Below are 15,865 nucleotides of genomic sequence, written 5' to 3'. Positions count from 1 at the left end.
TCAGGGAAGTTCTGGGGTGGGCACGGCGTGCAAGAGCCTCGGGCCCATCGGGGGCACGACGCCGAGGCTCAGCAACGACTTGAACGTGGCGTGCGACGCGAGCTGCCGGACGTGCACCTGGTACTTGCTGGTGGTGCGGAAGACGCCATCCTTCTCGTCGCCCACGGACTGCAGCAGTCCGCGGTCGGCGAGCCAGCGCAACGCTCGCGAGATCATCGCGCGGGTCGTGTCGCTGTTGTGCCTGCTGTCCTTCGTCGCCGCCACCTCGGGCCTGCGCACGTAGGCCCGCCACGCCTTCTCCAGCTCCGGCTCCTCGGCGGTCGGGTCGCCGTCGCCTTCGACGGCCGTGCGCTCGTCGAGAGCTCGGCAGGCATCGCGCACAACGACGTCCACGACGTCCACCGACACTCGTCCGACGTAGGAGCTGTTGGCGAGGTCGTCGGCTCGGGGGAAGCACAGTGCAGCCACCGCGAGGTGCACGATGCCGTGCAACACCTTCTCCGTGTCACGGCGTTCACCTCTCGCGAGGCTCCTGCGGGCGTAGTCCTCCATCTTCACCTCGAACACCGAACCGGCGTCGGCCGCGAGGATGATCCCGCTGCGCTGCGAAACGTCGAGCACGTGCAGCCCCAGCCCGGTCGCCACCGCGTCCGCCGTCGCGGCGAACAGCTCGTCCTCCTGGTACCGCCGGACAAGATCGCGGTACTCGGTCTCACGGCTGGGAATGTGTTTGGCCCGCAGGCCCATGGCCACCAGACGGGCGGCCTCGGCCGTGTCGGCGGGGTTCATGCGATTCCCTCGTGTTTCTCGTGCGCTTCGACGTCGACGACCTCGGCGATCGTTAGCAACAGGTCGTCACCGAGGACGTCTATGCCGGGCGAAGGTGGGATGGGCATGCCGGAAGGCACCGCGATCAGGATGGAGCTATCGCCATTCGCCACGGCGGCGGAGACGGCGGGATTGCACGCACGTGCGGCCAGCAACGCCACGAGCGCGGGCAGATCCGAGTCGAGCTCCGCAGCCGCGGCGAGGAGCTCGCTCAGCTCGACCACTTCACCTGGGAGGTCCAGCAGTTCCTCTGCGCGGTCCCACAGGTGCAGGGGGAACCGCGCCAGGTCCGGCGCCTCGTCGAGATGTGGGTCCGCCACTGGTCCCGCGGTCCGACCGCGGTCGGCGCTGGGGCGCAACAACATCATGACCAAGCCGGTGAGGGACAACACGTCCGGCACGTGTGGGCCAGACGCGGCGCGGAAGAACACGTCCGACGGGCCGGCCGCGTGCGCGATCGGCAGTTCGAGAAGGGGCAACAGCAGCTGCGTCTGCAGGTTCAGCGCAGGGCGTTGCGGCAGCCCGGAGAAGAGCTGCCGGTCCTGCTCCTCGCGGAAGCTGCCGCGCGCGGACACCAGCCTCGCCTGGAGCTGGGTGTGCCGGCGGATGCACTCCTGCACGATCGCCACCAAGTCCGCCGCGAGCCGCTTCCGCTTCGGGTCGTCGGCATTGTCGCGCTGGTCGGTGATGTTCTGCAGGATGGCGTGCTCGACGCGGAACCGTTCCTCCACGTGCTTCAACGCCTTGTCCAGCAGGTCGGGCAGCGCGCGGTCCCAGTCCACCATCCGCACGTCGCGGCGGGTGGCGTCGAGCTTGTACCGCAACGATTCCGCGAACTGGATGGTGCGGTACCGCGCCGTCTCTGCGGCGAGACGGGCGTCGTTGAGCTGACCGCGATCGATCAGGTTGCCGAGTTTGACCTCGGCGGCCACCTGGGAGGACTCGATGTCGGTGTCGAGCGCGCCGACGAGCACGTTGATTGCCTGGTCGGATGCGCGCAGGAAGATCCCGCCCCGCGGACCGGGCACCTCCACGAGGAGCTTGAAGTCGAACAGCCGACGCTGGTAGGCGCCCTCCTCGTCGATCTCGCCGTACACACCCCGGAAAACCCGGTCGACGGTCCCGACATTGATCAGTTTCTCGAGCACCCAGCGCGCGACGCGTTCGTGCTCCGCCGTGGAGCGTTCAGGCGCCTGGGCCGCGATGAACGGACGCACGCGCTGGACCACGTCGTCATGCGCGGCACCCGTGTCGAAATCCATCGCCAGCGCGATGCGGTCGATCGTGTGCATGCCGATCTCAGCCATCTGGTAGACGCCCTCAGGCAACCACTTGAGCATCTCCTTGTGCCGATCGAGGTCGTGCAGCGGCGCTGTGCAGGCGAGTGCCTTCATCCGCCTGCTCAACCCCGGATCCGCACTCACGGAAGGGTCGTCAGGGCGGCGAACCGGCTCGGGCTTGCTCCGGTCGGCCAAGGCGTGCCGCGGCACCTCCGACGCCTTGGGCGGCTGACCGAGCGCCTCGCGGCACCGGACGGCAAGATCGGCAGCCTCCTGCCAGCCATCGCGCTCCGCGGCCTCACACCACTCAAGTGCCTCGCCGTAGATCTCCAGTTTCGCGAGCACTCCAGCGAGACGGACCGCAGCGTCCCCCGCACTCGACCTAGCCGCCACCCGAAGGTGCCCGGCCGCGGCGGCGAGCTCCCCTCGGTCCGCTGCTTCCCGACCGGCGACCAATGCGGCTCGCGCCGCCATGAACTCGTCGTGCACCTCACCCATCGCTCGCAGCGACTCAGGCGAGGCGACCCTTCGCCGGTGTTCTGCCTCGATGCCGTGCAGCAGACGACGCACAGTCAACTCTCCCGCCGGCCGGGCGGCCTCGTCGCGTTGCTGTCGCAGCAGGTCCTCCAGGTTCACCGCCGTCCTCCTTGTCGCTGGTCCGTCAGCAGCTTTCGCAGTGCCGCCCGCGCACGGCACAGGTGACCGCGCACCGTTGAACCCGCCACCTGTAAGACCTCTGCGGCCTCGGACTCGCTGAAACCAGCGACGTCACGCAGCACGAACACCTCGCGAATCGCACACGGCAGCTGGCGGACCGCGTCCCACAGCTGATCGGCGGCGACCACAAGATCTGTAAAGTCGCCTTGACCCACCTCGCCGGTCGTGAACTCCGTCAGCACCTCGTTGCGGCGCTGGTCCCGCCTCAATTCGCTCAGCCGGATATTGCGTGCCATTCCGAACACGTAGGCGATCGGGTTGTTCGCGGCGGACACCATCTCCCACCGCTCATAGGCCTGCAGCAACGCCTCCTGTAGAGCGTCTCCGGCATCGCTGTCCCACCTCAGGACCGCCATCTTGAGCCGCTCGAGGTCCTCGGTCAGGAACGTCTCGTAGCTCGCCCTGAGGTTCGGGAGCAGCGCAGCGCCGTCTGGTTCCGACTCATGCGTCACCTGACGCCCGCCCCCACCGCTGCGTTGAACCTCTGACCGGCATGTCGTTCCTGCTCCTCACCTGTGGGAATCCCCGCACCTGTAATGGCGTTCCAGAGGCTCGATTTGCTGCACGGTTTCTCCGCCTGCACGCGCATTCACTCGAACGAGTGACCTGTTCGCGATCGATCTTCGGCCCGTCAACTACGAGTGGCACGACCAGGATGTTCGCGCCGGGATCATATGGCGAGGGGCGCCCGAGTAGAGTCTTTTTTCTGCAACGTCATGATTACTTAAAAGCATCCTTGTTATTTTCTCGATCCCCCCGCTTGTTCGTTTTGTGTCACGAACATCCGAGGTGCTGCGCATTCGAGTGAATGCACTCTTCGGGGCTAACGAGATTTCGTGCCGGTTCGACGGAGTGTGCACAGGCGTTGCGGACAACGGTAAGTGCTGCAGTCTGATCGAACGGGATGGTGCACCCGATGGACAGCAGGACGAGGAAGCTTGACTGGGCGACGGTCCATCCGTACGTCTCCGTCACGGTGCTGGAGTGTGTCGCGGACGACCCTTCGCTAGCTTTCGAGAGGCTGCGCGAGGAACTCCTCAAACCGGGACGGAACCGCTTGGGGCGAGAAACTGAGATTGTCGCGATGAACGATGATCTGGATTTCGACAGTGGTATCGATCAGCTCACGGCCTTCGTGCGCCAGCAGCGTGGTCGTCCTTCGTGGGCGACTGATGCTGCCGGGTTTCAAGACACAATTTATCTTCTCACGGTCGCTCTGAGGCGTCGACGCCTTGTCGCGGTCCACTGCGACAGCTCGAGTCACGACCGCCTCCAGCGGTGGCTTGACAAGCCACCGAAACCTGCGTTCACGCGGATTCCACAGCGTGTCATGGAGTGTGCCCTCCACCATGGTGACGCCAAGAGCCTCTGGCTCAACGGTGTACATCGACCTCGTACCACCAAGCCCGACACGAAGAGCATCAGCGGGCTTCGTCTGCAGGACGCGTCCCACCCGCATGAGGATGGCTCGTACACAGTCGGCGCAGCGCGTTCTGAGTTGCCGGGTTCGGCAGATCGATTGGTGCTGAACGGGATCGTCGGCAGTACGCCGAGGGAGTCCTCAGTGTGGTTTAGGGCGGCGCCGGATTTCGCGTCTTTCGTCGCCGCGGTGGTCGAACTGTTCGCACTGCTGGAGAACGAGCGCGCTGACGGCTCCGGGAACGAGCCCTTCCCGCACTATGCGAGACAAGTCACAGACCTTTCAGCTGTAAACGGGGCGTACGAGGTACGCGTGCTTCCTCCGGAACACCTGCCACAGAACGCGTCTGACGAGATGCGCAACGCGTCGGCCCTCCTCCAGGGAGCCGTGCTCGACGTGATCGGCCAGCAGAGTTCGGCGCGCTTCTTCATGGACGTGGGGCTCAACGGCAGCACAGGTGGCCGACTTGCTGCCAACCCCAAGCCGGTTAACTCCGGATTCGCCCTGGACCTCGGGTTCGAAGGCTCACCTTCCGACCTTGCACCCGTTCGACAAGTACTCGACGCATTGCAGTACAGCAAAGACTTGGTGGCCGTCTACTACGGCTCAGGGCACTCCCTGGTGGACGGCCGCATCTGGGAAGAACGGCCACGCGACTTCGCCTTCCCCAACTGGTCATTCGAAGACTTCTCCGACTACCACATCGAGCAGGAGAAGCCGCCGTTCCCCGACGCGCAGCGCATCCATGCCGGGATCGCCCGGAACGGCGACCGCTCGCTGTTCGCCTGGGTCGTCAACCGGTACCAAGACGGGTGGCTGATCTGCGACGACGGACCGGGAGAAACAGCCGACTTCATCCACATCGCAGGCAACGGCGACCTCGCCTTCATCCAGGTGAAGGGTGCCAAGAGCCGAGCGCCCGCTCGACGAGTCGCACTCGGCGCCTTCGAGGTCGTCGTGAGCCAGGCCCTGAAGAACCTGGTCTACACCGACCGTGACCTGCTCCTGAAGACGCTGTCATCACCCTGCGTCGCTCTGCCCGCATGTTGGAACCTCGGCGCTCGCACCACCTCAAGATCGGAGTTCCTCGAGGCTCTGCAGCTCGGAGATGCCAGGAACCGCACGGACATCGTCATCGTGCAGCCGCACATGAGCCAGCGAACCCATCAACGCCTCCGAGGGGGCGGCAGCATAGCGGTCAGCGATGACCTGTTGCGCCTACGGCTGCTGGAGGATCTCCTCAACTCCGCCCGCTCAGCGGTCACCGAGGTGGCCAGCGACCTGACCGTCGTCGGCGGCCTGACTTGATCAGCAGTACATGCGCACAAGTCAGCGCCCACTTGCCGTCTTGCTCCACACAGCCGCCTACTCGTGCAGTCTCCTCATCGTCGCGAGCGCGGTCGAGTTCTCCGACTACCGACGGACGATGCAGATCATGTCGATTGAGCCGCCATCGCCCCACTCCAATAGTCGCTAGACGCCACGGCAAGTGTTCAACACAACCAGAGATCGTACAAGCGCAGAAGTGCCGGAACCCTTGGGACGCAAGGACGCTTTATGTTGATCAACGACGCGCACGGCTTGGCGACCGAACAGCAGACAGAGCTATGGTCTGTCGCATGAACACGCATCCTGTGCATGGATGCGACGAATACGTGTTCGAGTCCCCCTCGGACACTTGCTTCATCCTTACCGACAGGGCGGACGGTCACCTCGACCGTCGGCCCTTCGGCGTTGTAGGTCATGTGCACGTCACGCTCTGGAGCGTGAGGGCGGCAAGGTTTTCTCTGCCGCCCTCTCATGTGTCCTGCCGTCCCGTTAGCGGTCTCTCGCCGCACCGGCGTGATCTGCTCCGGGTTAAGCCTTTCGCCTTTGCCTGCTGGCGATCATGACGGCGGTGAGGATGCGTGCGATCGCTTTCTGTCGCTGCCCTATCACGAACGTGGGTTTGTCCCGTTCTTGCGCCAGCTTCGCGATAACGGTTTTGATCCCCTCGCGTTGTCTCGTGCTCCCTTGTGCGACGCCATACGCTCCTGCTCGGCGATCACCAATGCGGGGTCGTATTCTGCGAGGGATTTCTCGTACACCACCGTCGAGGGTCCGCAGCGCTGCGGTGCGTTCACGCAAGCCGACTTGCTTGGCGAGATCAGGGCACCAGGCTCGCTGCGGCGTCGACGAAGGCGTCGATGAGGGGTGAGCGGCGTGTCGCGAGCCAAGCCAGGCACACCTGGTTCGGTCCGATGTCCTCGACTGGGATGCAAATGACGTCCTGGCGGGTGTAGAACGTCGCCGTCGACAAGGGAAGGACACTGATTCCCGCTCCGGCGGCGACAAGTTCCAGTTTCTCCTCGACGCTGTTGATGCGCGGCACTTCGGGGCGGTTCCGCTTGCGCAGTTCGAGGGCGATGTCCCGCCATTCCGGGACGGCGTCGGGGTCCTGCAGCAGGTGCTCGTCGGCGAGTTCAGTGACCGACACGGTCTCCTTGCCGGCCAGCCGGTGACCGGTGGGCACCATCACGACACGGGGTTCGGTGAACAGCGGCCGCACGGTCAACCCGCGCTGGTCGACTGGGAGCCGGACGATGCTGACGTCGACGCGGCCGTCTTGGATGACCTTCACCTGGTCGTGCCAGCTCGTGCGCAGCAGCTGGACGGTGACGTCCGGCAGGTGGCGGGCCAGCACTCGCACCGCCGGGGTGACCACGATGCCCGGCATGAAACCGATGGTGAGCATCGGCTTCGCCTCGGCGGCGGCGGTGACCCGGCGGTGCGCGGCTTCGGCCGCTGCCAGCAGGTCGCGGGCGTCGGTGAGGAGCTGATCGCCCGCCGCGGTGAGGACCGTGGTTCGGCGGTTGCGGACGAACAGCGCCGTCTTGAGTTCGTCTTCGAGGGCGCGGATTTGACGCGACAGCGCGGGCTGGGCGATGTGCAGGCGCTCGGCGGCCCGCCCGAAATGCAGTTCTTCGGCCACGGCGACGAAGTACCGCAGCCTGCGCAGGTCGAAGTCCACGTGGCTCACCACTTCCGGTCCGCTAGCTCCCATCATCACAGACCAGTGATGCCGCTGCGGCATCACAGCGCGCGGAACGGGTCTTGGACGCTCCCCTGGCGCCGGGGGCACCGTGGAAGAGGAACGGAACGCAAAGGAAGGGACAGCGATGAAGGTTTTCCTCACCGGTGGTTCTGGTTACATCGGCCGCGCGACGATCGGCGAGCTGGTGCGCGCCGGGCACACGGTCGAGGCGCTCGCCCGCAGCGACCGCGCAGAGGCGACCGTGGCCGCAGCAGGTGCGAGCGCCGTCCGAGGCGGCCTGACCGACCTCGGCGTGCTCACCCGCGCAGCGGCGCGGGCGGAAGCCGTGATCCACCTCGCCCAGGCCACCAGCGGCGAGGAGGACCTGGCGGCCGCCACTGCGATGCAGGGCGGAGTCGGCGGCGGCACGTACGTGCACACCGGCGGCAGCTGGGTCTACGGCGACACCGACGGCGTGCAGGACGAGAGCGCGCCGTGGAACCCGCCGCCGATCGTGGCCTGGCGCAAGGCCGTCGAGGACGCGGTGCTGGCCCGGGTCGCCGACGGCGGACGGCCGGTCATCGTGCGACCCGGTCTCCTCCACGGCGGAGACAACCGCCTGATCGACATGTTCTTCGTCAAGCCGGGCAAGGAAAACGGCGCGATCCCGTACATCGGCGACGGCGGCAACCACTGGGCCCTGATCCACCTCGACGACCTCGCCCGGCTCTACGTGGCGGCGCTGTCGGCGCAGGCGGGTTCGGCGTACCTCGGCGTGAGCGGAGCCAACCCGACGGCCAAGGAGGTCGCCGAAGCCTGCGCCCGCGGCGCCGGGCTCGCGGAGAAGACCGTCTCCCTCAGCATCGAGCAGGCCCGCGACCAGATGGGGCCGATCGCCGACGCCTTTGCGCTCGACCAGCAGTTCACCTCGGCCAAGGCACAGCGCGAGCTGGGGTGGACGCCGGTGCACGCCGACCCGCTGACCGAAATCGCGGCCGGCTGAACCGGAAGCCGGGGCTGATCACGCCGCTCTTATCGGGAGAGGTCGTGGTCGCCCCGGTGACCTCGAGCGACATGGGCACGGCCTGTGTCTCGGTACGACCTTCGGGGAGACGCCGGTTACATGCGTCCGAGCTGGCGAGCGCGGGCGCGGAGCAGGCGTGGGATGAGGTGGGCGGCGTCGCGGCCGACTCCGCGCAGGGTGTTGGAGGCGAGGATGCGTTGCCATTCGAGGCCGAGGTAGCCGAGTCCGGGGTGGGTGGTGGACAGTCCTGCCCGTTGGTCGGGTTTTCCTGACGGGGCAAGGGTGTTGAGCGGAGTGAGGTAGTTCAGGTCGGGGTGGTATCCGGTGGCCAGGATGAGGACCTCGATCGGTTCGGTGGTGCCGTCGCTCCAGTGCACGCGGTCGCCGTCGAGGCGGGTGAACATCGGGCGCCGATCGGGGCGTCGTGCGGTGATCGCGGTGCGGTAGCGGCCAGTGTCGAAGACCGGTTGTCCGGGCGGGTTGGTCAGCCAGGGGCCGATCGGGAGGGAGTCGGCGCCAGTGAGCTTGGCCCAGAGGTGAACGTCGCGGCCGAAGGGGCGTTGTGGTGCGAAGCGGATGCGCTCGCGGGTGGCGAGGGTGACGTGGGCGTGTTCGGCGAGTTCGACGGCGATCTGCACGGCGGAGTTGCCCGCGCCGACGACCACAATCCTCTTGTCCGCCAACGAGTTCGGGGCGCGGTAGTCGCCGGCGTGCAGCACGGTGCCGGTGAAGGTGTCCAAGCCGGGCAGGGCCGGCCGGTGGGGGTTGTTGAAGGAGCCGGTGGCCGCGATCAGCAACGGCGCGGACAACTCGACACCGGAGGTGGTGGTGACGTCGAAGCGACCGGCGCGGTGCTCCACTGTGGACACCCGGTGGTCGGTGCGGAGGTCGGCGTCGAGCCGGGTGGCGTAGCGGCGCAAGTAGTCGGTGACCTCGTCGCGGTGCGGGTAGCGCTCGGGGTCGCCGCCGAAGGCCAGGCCGGGCAGGGAGCTGAAGCGGGCTGGGGAGAACAGGGTGAGGCTGTCGTAGTAGCGCGGCCAGGAACCGACCGCCTCGGCGCCGGCCTCCAGGATGACCGGGCGCAGGCCGTGCTGGCGGAGGGCGTGAGCGGCGGCGAGGCCGGCTTGGCCGCCACCGATGATCAGAGCGTCAGGGCTGTTCATGGGCACCTCGAAGAAGCCCTCGCCCGGATCAGGGCGAGCGGCGGTCAGTGGATGTGGTCAGTCGGTGGTGCGGCGGCGTTCCAGGAAGACGGTGTCTCGCCACACGCCGTGGTGTTGGGCGATGCGTTCGCGGACGCCGAGGGTGCGGAACCCGGCGGTGTGGTGCAGGGCGAGGCTGGCGCGGTTTTCGGGGAAGATCGAGGTCTGCAAGGTCCACAGCCCGCCCGCGTCGGCGGCGGTGACCTGCTTGTGCAGCAACGCTTTCCCGATACCACGGCCGCGCACGGCGGCGTCGACGTAGACGGAGGTCTCGGCGAGCCCGGAGTAGCACGCGCGCGCCGAGACCGGGCTTGCCGCTGCCCAGCCAACGACCTGGTCGTCGAGTTCGGCGACCCACCGGTGTTCGGGCAGCCAGGTGGCGTCCAGGGTGGCGCGTGCGGGGACCTCGGTCTCGAAGGTGGCGTTGCCGGTGTCGATGCCTTCGCGGTAGATCCGCCGCACTGCTGCCCAGTCCCCGGCTTCCAGGGGGCGGACGGTGACGTCGACGGGCAGGTCGGTGGGGCAGCACGGGCGGGGTGCGAGCACGCCCATGACCACGTCAGCGGCGTGGGGCAGCCCGGTGCAGCAGTTCGGGTTGACCGTGACCAGCGTGGTGGTGCCTTCCTTGCGCAGCAGCACGAACCCGATGTCGGCGAGCTTGCGCACGTGGTGGGAGCAGGTGGACTGGCTGATCCCGATGCGCTCGGTCAACTCGCCCACGGTGATCGCGCCGCCGGCGACCGCGACGGTGTGCAGGATGCGGACCCGGGTCGGCTCGGCCAGGCAGGCGAACCACTCCGAGTAGGTCGAGGCGGTCTCGCCCGAGAGGGCTTCCGGAACAGCGGTCATGCCATCAGTATCGACACACATCGATGGTTGCGTCAATCGATGCCCGTCGATACAGTCCGTCCCGTTGCTTCGATGAACGTCTATTCAAGGAGTGGGTTCGTGGACGAGTTGCCCGTGGTCGTGGTGGGTGCCGGTCCGGTCGGGTTGGCCGCGGCGGCGAACCTGGTGGAGCGCGAGATCCCGGTGCTGGTGCTGGAAGCTGGGGCTCGGGCGGGTTCGGCGGTGGCGCAGTGGCACCACGTGCGGTTGTTCTCCGCGTGGCCGGAACTGGTCGACCCCGCCGCGGTCCGGTTGCTGGAGCCGACCGGGTGGCAGCGCCCGGAGCGGCCCGCCTACCCGACAGGGCGGCAGTGGGCAGAGCAGTACCTCCAGCCGTTGGCCGAGGTCCTCGGAGACCGGGTGCGCTACGGCGCACGCGTGGTCGGCGTCGCGCGACGCGGCAGAGACCGGGTGGTCGACGCCGGGCGCGAGAGTGAGCCGTTGACGGTGCACGTGCGGACCGCCCACGGCGAGGAGCGGATCACCGCGCGGGCGGTCATCGACGCCTCCGGCACCTGGGGCGCGCCGAATCCGCTCGGCGGGGACGGTCTGCCCGGGGTCGGCGAGAACGCTGCCGCCGACCGCATCTCCTACCGGGTGCCGGATCTGTCCGACGAAGCCGTGCGCGCGCGGTACGCGGGCAAGCGGATCGCGGTCGCGGGCAGCGGGCACTCCGCGCTCACCGCACTGGTCGCACTTGCCGAGTTCGCCGAGCAGGCTCCGGGCACGCGGATCGTGTGGTTGCTGCGGCGTGGCGCCGTCGGCGCGGTCTTCGGTGGCGGGGAGTCCGACCAGCTGCCTGCGCGCGGCGCGCTGGGTTTGCGCGCGAAGGCGGCCGCCGAGGCTGGACACGTGGAGACGGTGACCGGGTTCCGCACCGCAGCGGTCGAGTCCGATGTGGACGGCCGACTCGTGTTGGAGTCCTTCGACGGGCACACCCTCGACCCGGTCGACGAAGTCGTTGTCCTGACCGGCTTCCGGCCCGATCTGTCGTGGCTGTCGGAGCTGCGCTTGGACCTCGACGCGACCTTGCAAGCACCGGTCGCGTTGGCGCCGTTGATCGACCCGAACGTGCACTCCTGCGGCACCGTCTACCCGCACGGCGTCAAGGAACTCTCTCACCCGGAACCGAACGTGTTCCTGGTCGGCATGAAGAGCTATGGCCGCGCGCCCACGTTCCTGGCGATGACCGGCTACGAGCAGGCCCGCTCCGTCGTCGCCGCGATCGCCGGGGACCGCGCTGCCGCCGAGCGCGTAGAGCTGGTGCTGCCCGAAACCGGCGTGTGCGGCGGCTCCGGTGTCTTCGACGAACCCGCTGACACGGCGGCCAGTGGCTGTTGCGGTCCCGCGGGTGCGGTGGAGGTCTCCCTGACCGCCCCGGCCGCGCGCTGCTGAGAGATGCCCGAAGCGACAACGGACGCCGCGCACCCCGACATGGGGTTGCGCGGCGTCTTGATCGTGTTGTGCCGGGCCGAGATCACCAGCTGGGGCGTGCTCTTCTGCGCCAGGCAGGTCGTCGGCGTGCCGATCGGGCGGTGGCTGGACCGGTTCGGCCCGAGGGTGGTGACGAGTTGGGGTTCGGTGCTGGCGGTGGGCGCGCTCAGCGCCTTCGCGTCGGCGGTCGTCCCCGGACCGGCGATCCTGTTGATCACCGGCTCAGTCCTGGTCGGGTGAGCCGGGACGTGTTCACCCTCATGCGGGCGATCGCGAGCTTCCCGCCCGGTCAGGGGCGCAGCAGCGCGGAGATCTCCGCGAGCGCGTCGGGCAGCGGCCGGTAGTAGACCCACGTGCCCCGACGCTCACCGTCGATCAGCCCTGCGGCCTTGAGGACCTTGAGGTGGTGAGAGATCGTCGGCCCGCTCAGCTCGAACTCACCGGTCAGGTCACACACGCAGATCTCCCCGCCCGGCGAGGAGGAGATCAGGCTCAGCAGCCGCAACCGGACCGGGTCGGCCAACGCCTTGAACACCAGCGCCGTCGACGCCGCGCGCTCGGCGGACAGGGGCGCGGCACTGATCGACGTGGTGGTCGGGCTGGGTGTGGACGGCACGGCTTCACGGTCGCACACCACCCGCCCGACCACCACGGTCAGGACTGGTCCAGGAGTTCGGCCAGCAGACCGCGGACCCGCCGGTCGATCTCGTCGCGGATCGGCCGCACCGCCTCCAGACCCTGCCCAGCAGGGTCCTCCAGTGCCCAGTCGAGGTAGCGCTTGCCGGGGAACACCGGGCAGGTGTCGCCGCAGCCCATCGTGATCACCACATCGGATGCCTCGACGTCAGCAGTGGAGAGCTTCGACGGGACCTCGGCGGTGATGTCCAGCCCCAGTTCCGCCAGGGCTTCGGCCGCAGCCGGGTTGACCTTCTCGGCGGGCGCGGAGCCCGCCGAGCGCACGCGCACCCGCCCCAGCGCGTAGTGCTGCAACAACGCGGCGGCCATCTGCGAGCGGCCGGCGTTGTGCACGCAGACGAACAGGACCTCGGGGGTGCTCACCTGGGATGCTCCTCGGAACTCGACGATGCCGCAGCCCATCACATCAGCTGCGCGCCCGGATCGTGCACCTGGTCGCTCAGGGCGCGCTGTGCGCCTGTCACCTCGTGGAGACCGAGCCGTGCGGCCGGTTCACCTACTACCGGCTGCGCCCCGAGGCTCTGGAGAACGCCGCCGCATCGTTGACCTAGCGCGCCCTCGCGAACACCGCGATCAAGAGACCGTGTTGAGCGAGCAACACCCGTGCCTGCCGGGGCCGAGGTGCTGCACCGGTTGTCCTTCCTCGACCGGATCCTGCCGGTGTGGATCGGAGTCGCGATGGGCCGCCGGGCTGCTGCTCGGACGCTTCGTTCCCGGTCTACAGGGTGTGCTGGAGGCGGTGAAGATCGGCGAGGTCTCGATGCCGATCGCGCTCGGGCTGCTGCTGATGTGTCCGGTGCTGGCGAAGCTCCGCTACGACACGCTCGACACCGTCGACCCGCGACAAGACCACGTTGGCGTTGTCGTTGGTGCTCAACTGGATTCTCGTCCCGGCGCTGATGTTCACCCTCGTTTGGATCTCTCTGGCGGACCTGCTTCTTGGTCTTCCTCGGCATCCCGCTGCTCGCCGGGTACCTCTCCCGCCGCATCGGCGAACGCGCACGAGGCCGCGACTGGTGCGCGCGGACGTTCCTGCCCGCCATCGACCCCCTCGCACGGATCGCGGCGCCGCTACTGGTCTGCTTCGTCCTCATGCGGGGTGGCTCCTACGCCGTCGGCAAAGCCAGCGGTCTGTCCTGCGAACGCACCACCACCCTGGCGTTGACCGCCGCGCGGGTGGTCGCGCTCGGGGTCGAGGGAGACGTGGTCGTAGCGGGGCGTGATGTAGTGCCATCGGCAGTTCGAGCTCGTCCAGTTCCGAAGATCGCGCAGCCGCTGTTCCACCGCGGTCATCTGCCGAGGGGGCAGGCCCGCGTGCCACCAGTGGGAGAGATAGTCGAACTCGACTTCGACGTACTCCTCGATCGCGTCGGAGAGCATTGTCCTCGCGTACTCGACTGCTTGGTCCACGGTGAGGTTCTCGTGCTGTACGAGCACCTTCACCAGGTTGGGCACCGGGTCGTTGCGCCGGAGCTCGCGCTCGTAGGAGTGCGGGTCGTTGATGGCGATGATCGTGTTGATGCACAACCGGTGCAGGGTGGCGAGCCTGGGATCGTCGAGCGCCTGCTGGGGGATCTCGATCCTGTCGGGGCTCAGGCGCTCGGACCAGTCGTAGAGCACGTACATCCCGCTGGAGTCCGCACGGTCGCGCAGGTAGTCGGTCAAGCTGGGCATGCCGTGGTTCTCGACGACCACCGGCTCCCACGCGTAGTGGTTGGTCAGGAACGCGGTCCAGTTGTCGCGGTGCCGGGCGGCCCAGGCGTCGGACATCCCGTCGCGGAGCCGGTGCCAGACGTCGTTGAACGCGTGGACGACAGGGTCGTCGGTGTCCGGTTTCTCGTTGTGCATCAAGGAGATCATCGCGTTGCACCGCGCGGTGATCCCTTCGACGGTGTGCCGGGGGTTGCTGCCGCAGTCCTCGTCCTCGAGCGTGAACATGACCCCCATCGCGTGGCAGGACAGCAACAGGTCGGCGATGTCGGCTTTGGGGTAGGCGGCGGACATCAGCTCCGGGATTCTTGCCATCTCGTACTCGGCCACGTGCGCGTCGTCGATCAGGTCGAAGTCGCGCATCCACTGCCGGGCCAACGGGGTGATCTCCGCCAGGTGCGGGTTGAGGCGGTACCGGAACGGCGTTGCGAAGTCGGCGACGAAGGGCATCTCGAACTCCTCGCTGTGTCGGTTCGGGCGAGAACGGCGGGCTAGTGGTCGCGGCGCGTGATCAGCGCGGTCAGCGTGGCCAGGTGCGTGGCGGGGCCCGATGCCGGGCGGGCCTGTCCCATGCGGGTGAGCGCGATCCGCCGGTGCCGATCGGCTTCCCGCTGCGCCCAGGCGCGTCCTCCGGCCCGCTCGATCAGCTCGGTGACCACCGCGACGTCGGCTTCTTCCAAGGGCGTCGGGCGCGAGTACAGCCGGGCCAGTCGACGAGCGGCGTCGTTGCCGGCGGTGAGCGCGGCCACCACGGGCAGGGACTTCTTGCCCGCGCGCAGGTCCGAGCCAACCGGCTTGCCGGTGCGGGCTGGATCTCCCCAAATGCCCAGCAGGTCATCGACCAGCTGGAAGGACAAGCCCAGGTGGTGGCCGAACCGGCGCCACCGCTCCACCTGGGTGTCCTCGGCACCTCCGGCCAGCGCGCCGAGGGCGCACGCGCACCCCAGCAGGGCGGCGGTCTTGCCCCCGGCCATGGCCACGCACTCGGCCAAGCCGACCTCCTCTCGCTCGGTGAAGGCGATGTCGGCGCTTTGGCCGTTGACCAGTTCCACCAGGGTGATGCCCAAGCGCGCCATTCCCGGGTGGGCGGCCAGCATCCGCACGGCCAGGGCCAGCAGGGCATCCCCGGCGAGGATCGCCGCAGGCGCCCCGAACACCGACCACGCCGTCGGCCGCTGCCGGCGCAGGCGATCGCCGTCGATGATGTCGTCGTGCAGCAACGAGAAGTTGTGCACCAGCTCCACCGCGGCCGCCACGGGAACGGCCCGCTCGGTGGACGCGCCGACAGCGTGCGCGCACAGCAGCGTCAAGGCCGGGCGCAGCGCCTTGCCCGCAGTGACCTCCTCACCGGGGTGGCCGTGGGCGTCCCACCACCCGAGGTGGTACCCGGCGATCCTCCGGGTGGGCTCGGACAGCCGGTCGATCGCGGTCCGCAAGGCGGGTTCCACTGCCCGCCGGGCCCAGTCCAGGATCTGACCGGCCGAGCAGGTGGCGCTCGGCGGGTCGGGTAACCAGGTCAGACGGTGAGCGGTCATGGTGCCTGCCTTCCTCAGCATCTCGGCAACCCGCGGCGAAAAGGGGAGGAATCCGGCGTGACGTGCCAGAGCTGACGGCATGAAGGAATCACGAATTCTCACCACGGTACCGGCGACT

15 protein-coding genes and 1 pseudogene are annotated in these 15,865 nt (G+C 68.1%); 6 read left to right on the top strand and 10 right to left on the bottom strand.

The features are described 5' to 3' along the window. The 3 genes from ABD798_RS02655 to ABD798_RS02645 are packed head-to-tail and all read right to left on the bottom strand — an operon-like array spanning window position 1 to window position 3,181. Entirely contained in the window at window positions 1–789 is a 789-nt protein-coding gene (locus tag ABD798_RS02655; protein ID WP_344870837.1) for a hypothetical protein, read from the bottom strand. Then, window positions 786–2,744, bottom strand: a complete 1,959-nt coding sequence (locus ABD798_RS02650) for a YfgM family protein (RefSeq protein ID WP_344870836.1) — start codon at window positions 2,742–2,744, stop codon at window positions 786–788. The genes ABD798_RS02655 and ABD798_RS02650 overlap by 4 nt, the downstream gene beginning before the upstream one ends. Continuing rightward, complete coding sequence (locus ABD798_RS02645; RefSeq protein ID WP_344870835.1) at window positions 2,741–3,181, bottom strand: RNA polymerase sigma factor; 441 nt, start codon at window positions 3,179–3,181, stop codon at window positions 2,741–2,743. Before ABD798_RS02645 ends, ABD798_RS02650 begins: the two co-directional genes overlap by 4 nt. A 560-nt stretch (window positions 3,182–3,741) precedes the next feature. On the opposite strand from ABD798_RS02645, the gene ABD798_RS02640 reads away from it, so the two are divergent. Then, window positions 3,742–5,553, top strand: coding sequence for a hypothetical protein (locus ABD798_RS02640; protein ID WP_344870834.1), 1,812 nt, complete (start codon window positions 3,742–3,744; stop codon window positions 5,551–5,553). A gap of 838 nt (window positions 5,554–6,391) precedes the next feature. On the opposite strand, the gene ABD798_RS02635 is transcribed toward ABD798_RS02640, so the two are convergent. Further along, window positions 6,392–7,255, bottom strand: coding sequence for a LysR family transcriptional regulator (locus tag ABD798_RS02635; protein ID WP_344870833.1), 864 nt, complete (start codon window positions 7,253–7,255; stop codon window positions 6,392–6,394). A 148-nt stretch (window positions 7,256–7,403) separates the two neighbouring features. Between ABD798_RS02635 and ABD798_RS02630 the strand changes: the two genes are divergently transcribed. After that, window positions 7,404–8,261 (top strand): NAD-dependent epimerase/dehydratase family protein, encoded by an 858-nt coding sequence (locus tag ABD798_RS02630; protein WP_344870832.1) that lies wholly within the window; start codon window positions 7,404–7,406, stop codon window positions 8,259–8,261. Between the two features lie 116 nt (window positions 8,262–8,377). On the opposite strand, the gene ABD798_RS02625 is transcribed toward ABD798_RS02630, so the two are convergent. Beyond that, window positions 8,378–9,445, bottom strand: a complete 1,068-nt coding sequence (locus ABD798_RS02625) for a flavin-containing monooxygenase (RefSeq protein ID WP_344870831.1) — start codon at window positions 9,443–9,445, stop codon at window positions 8,378–8,380. Window positions 9,446–9,502: 57 nt separating this feature from the next. Then, window positions 9,503–10,333: a helix-turn-helix domain-containing GNAT family N-acetyltransferase gene (locus ABD798_RS02620; RefSeq protein WP_344870830.1), complete on the bottom strand. Its 831-nt coding sequence runs from the start codon at window positions 10,331–10,333 to the stop codon at window positions 9,503–9,505. A gap of 99 nt (window positions 10,334–10,432) precedes the next feature. Between ABD798_RS02620 and ABD798_RS02615 the strand changes: the two genes are divergently transcribed. Together ABD798_RS02615 and ABD798_RS02610 are read left to right on the top strand one after the other, a co-directional pair. Continuing rightward, window positions 10,433–11,767, top strand: a complete 1,335-nt coding sequence (locus tag ABD798_RS02615; RefSeq protein WP_344870829.1) for an NAD(P)-binding domain-containing protein — start codon at window positions 10,433–10,435, stop codon at window positions 11,765–11,767. A gap of 3 nt (window positions 11,768–11,770) precedes the next feature. Next, a complete protein-coding gene (locus ABD798_RS02610; RefSeq protein WP_344870828.1) occupies window positions 11,771–12,046 on the top strand; it encodes a hypothetical protein in 276 nt (91 codons plus the stop codon). Between the two features lie 49 nt (window positions 12,047–12,095). Here ABD798_RS02610 and ABD798_RS02605 read toward each other — a convergent pair whose 3' ends face one another. Together ABD798_RS02605 and ABD798_RS02600 are read right to left on the bottom strand one after the other, a co-directional pair. Next, window positions 12,096–12,422, bottom strand: coding sequence for a metalloregulator ArsR/SmtB family transcription factor (locus ABD798_RS02605; RefSeq protein ID WP_344870826.1), 327 nt, complete (start codon window positions 12,420–12,422; stop codon window positions 12,096–12,098). Window positions 12,423–12,460: 38 nt separating this feature from the next. After that, window positions 12,461–12,865: an arsenate-mycothiol transferase ArsC gene (locus tag ABD798_RS02600; protein WP_344870825.1), complete on the bottom strand. Its 405-nt coding sequence runs from the start codon at window positions 12,863–12,865 to the stop codon at window positions 12,461–12,463. A gap of 5 nt (window positions 12,866–12,870) precedes the next feature. On the opposite strand from ABD798_RS02600, the gene ABD798_RS02595 reads away from it, so the two are divergent. Next, entirely contained in the window at window positions 12,871–13,053 is a 183-nt protein-coding gene (locus ABD798_RS02595; RefSeq protein ID WP_344870824.1) for a hypothetical protein, read from the top strand. 52 nt (window positions 13,054–13,105) lie between these two features. Then, a pseudogene (locus ABD798_RS02590) lies at window positions 13,106–13,657 on the top strand (arsenic resistance protein); the annotation flags it as partial. Here the strand turns inward: ABD798_RS02590 and ABD798_RS02585 are convergent. Next, window positions 13,574–14,440, bottom strand: coding sequence for a terpene synthase family protein (locus ABD798_RS02585; protein ID WP_344871085.1), 867 nt, complete (start codon window positions 14,438–14,440; stop codon window positions 13,574–13,576). The pseudogene ABD798_RS02590 and the gene ABD798_RS02585 sit on opposite strands and share 84 nt — an antisense overlap. Before the next feature lie 263 nt (window positions 14,441–14,703). Further along, window positions 14,704–15,747, bottom strand: coding sequence for a polyprenyl synthetase family protein (locus ABD798_RS02580; RefSeq protein ID WP_344870823.1), 1,044 nt, complete (start codon window positions 15,745–15,747; stop codon window positions 14,704–14,706). Window positions 15,748–15,865 lie beyond the last annotated feature (118 nt).

This window comes from Allokutzneria multivorans, assembly GCF_039537405.1.
In the GTDB taxonomy this organism is placed as follows: domain Bacteria; phylum Actinomycetota; class Actinomycetes; order Mycobacteriales; family Pseudonocardiaceae; genus Allokutzneria; species Allokutzneria multivorans.
This window is presented reverse-complemented; position numbering and strand designations above follow the sequence as displayed.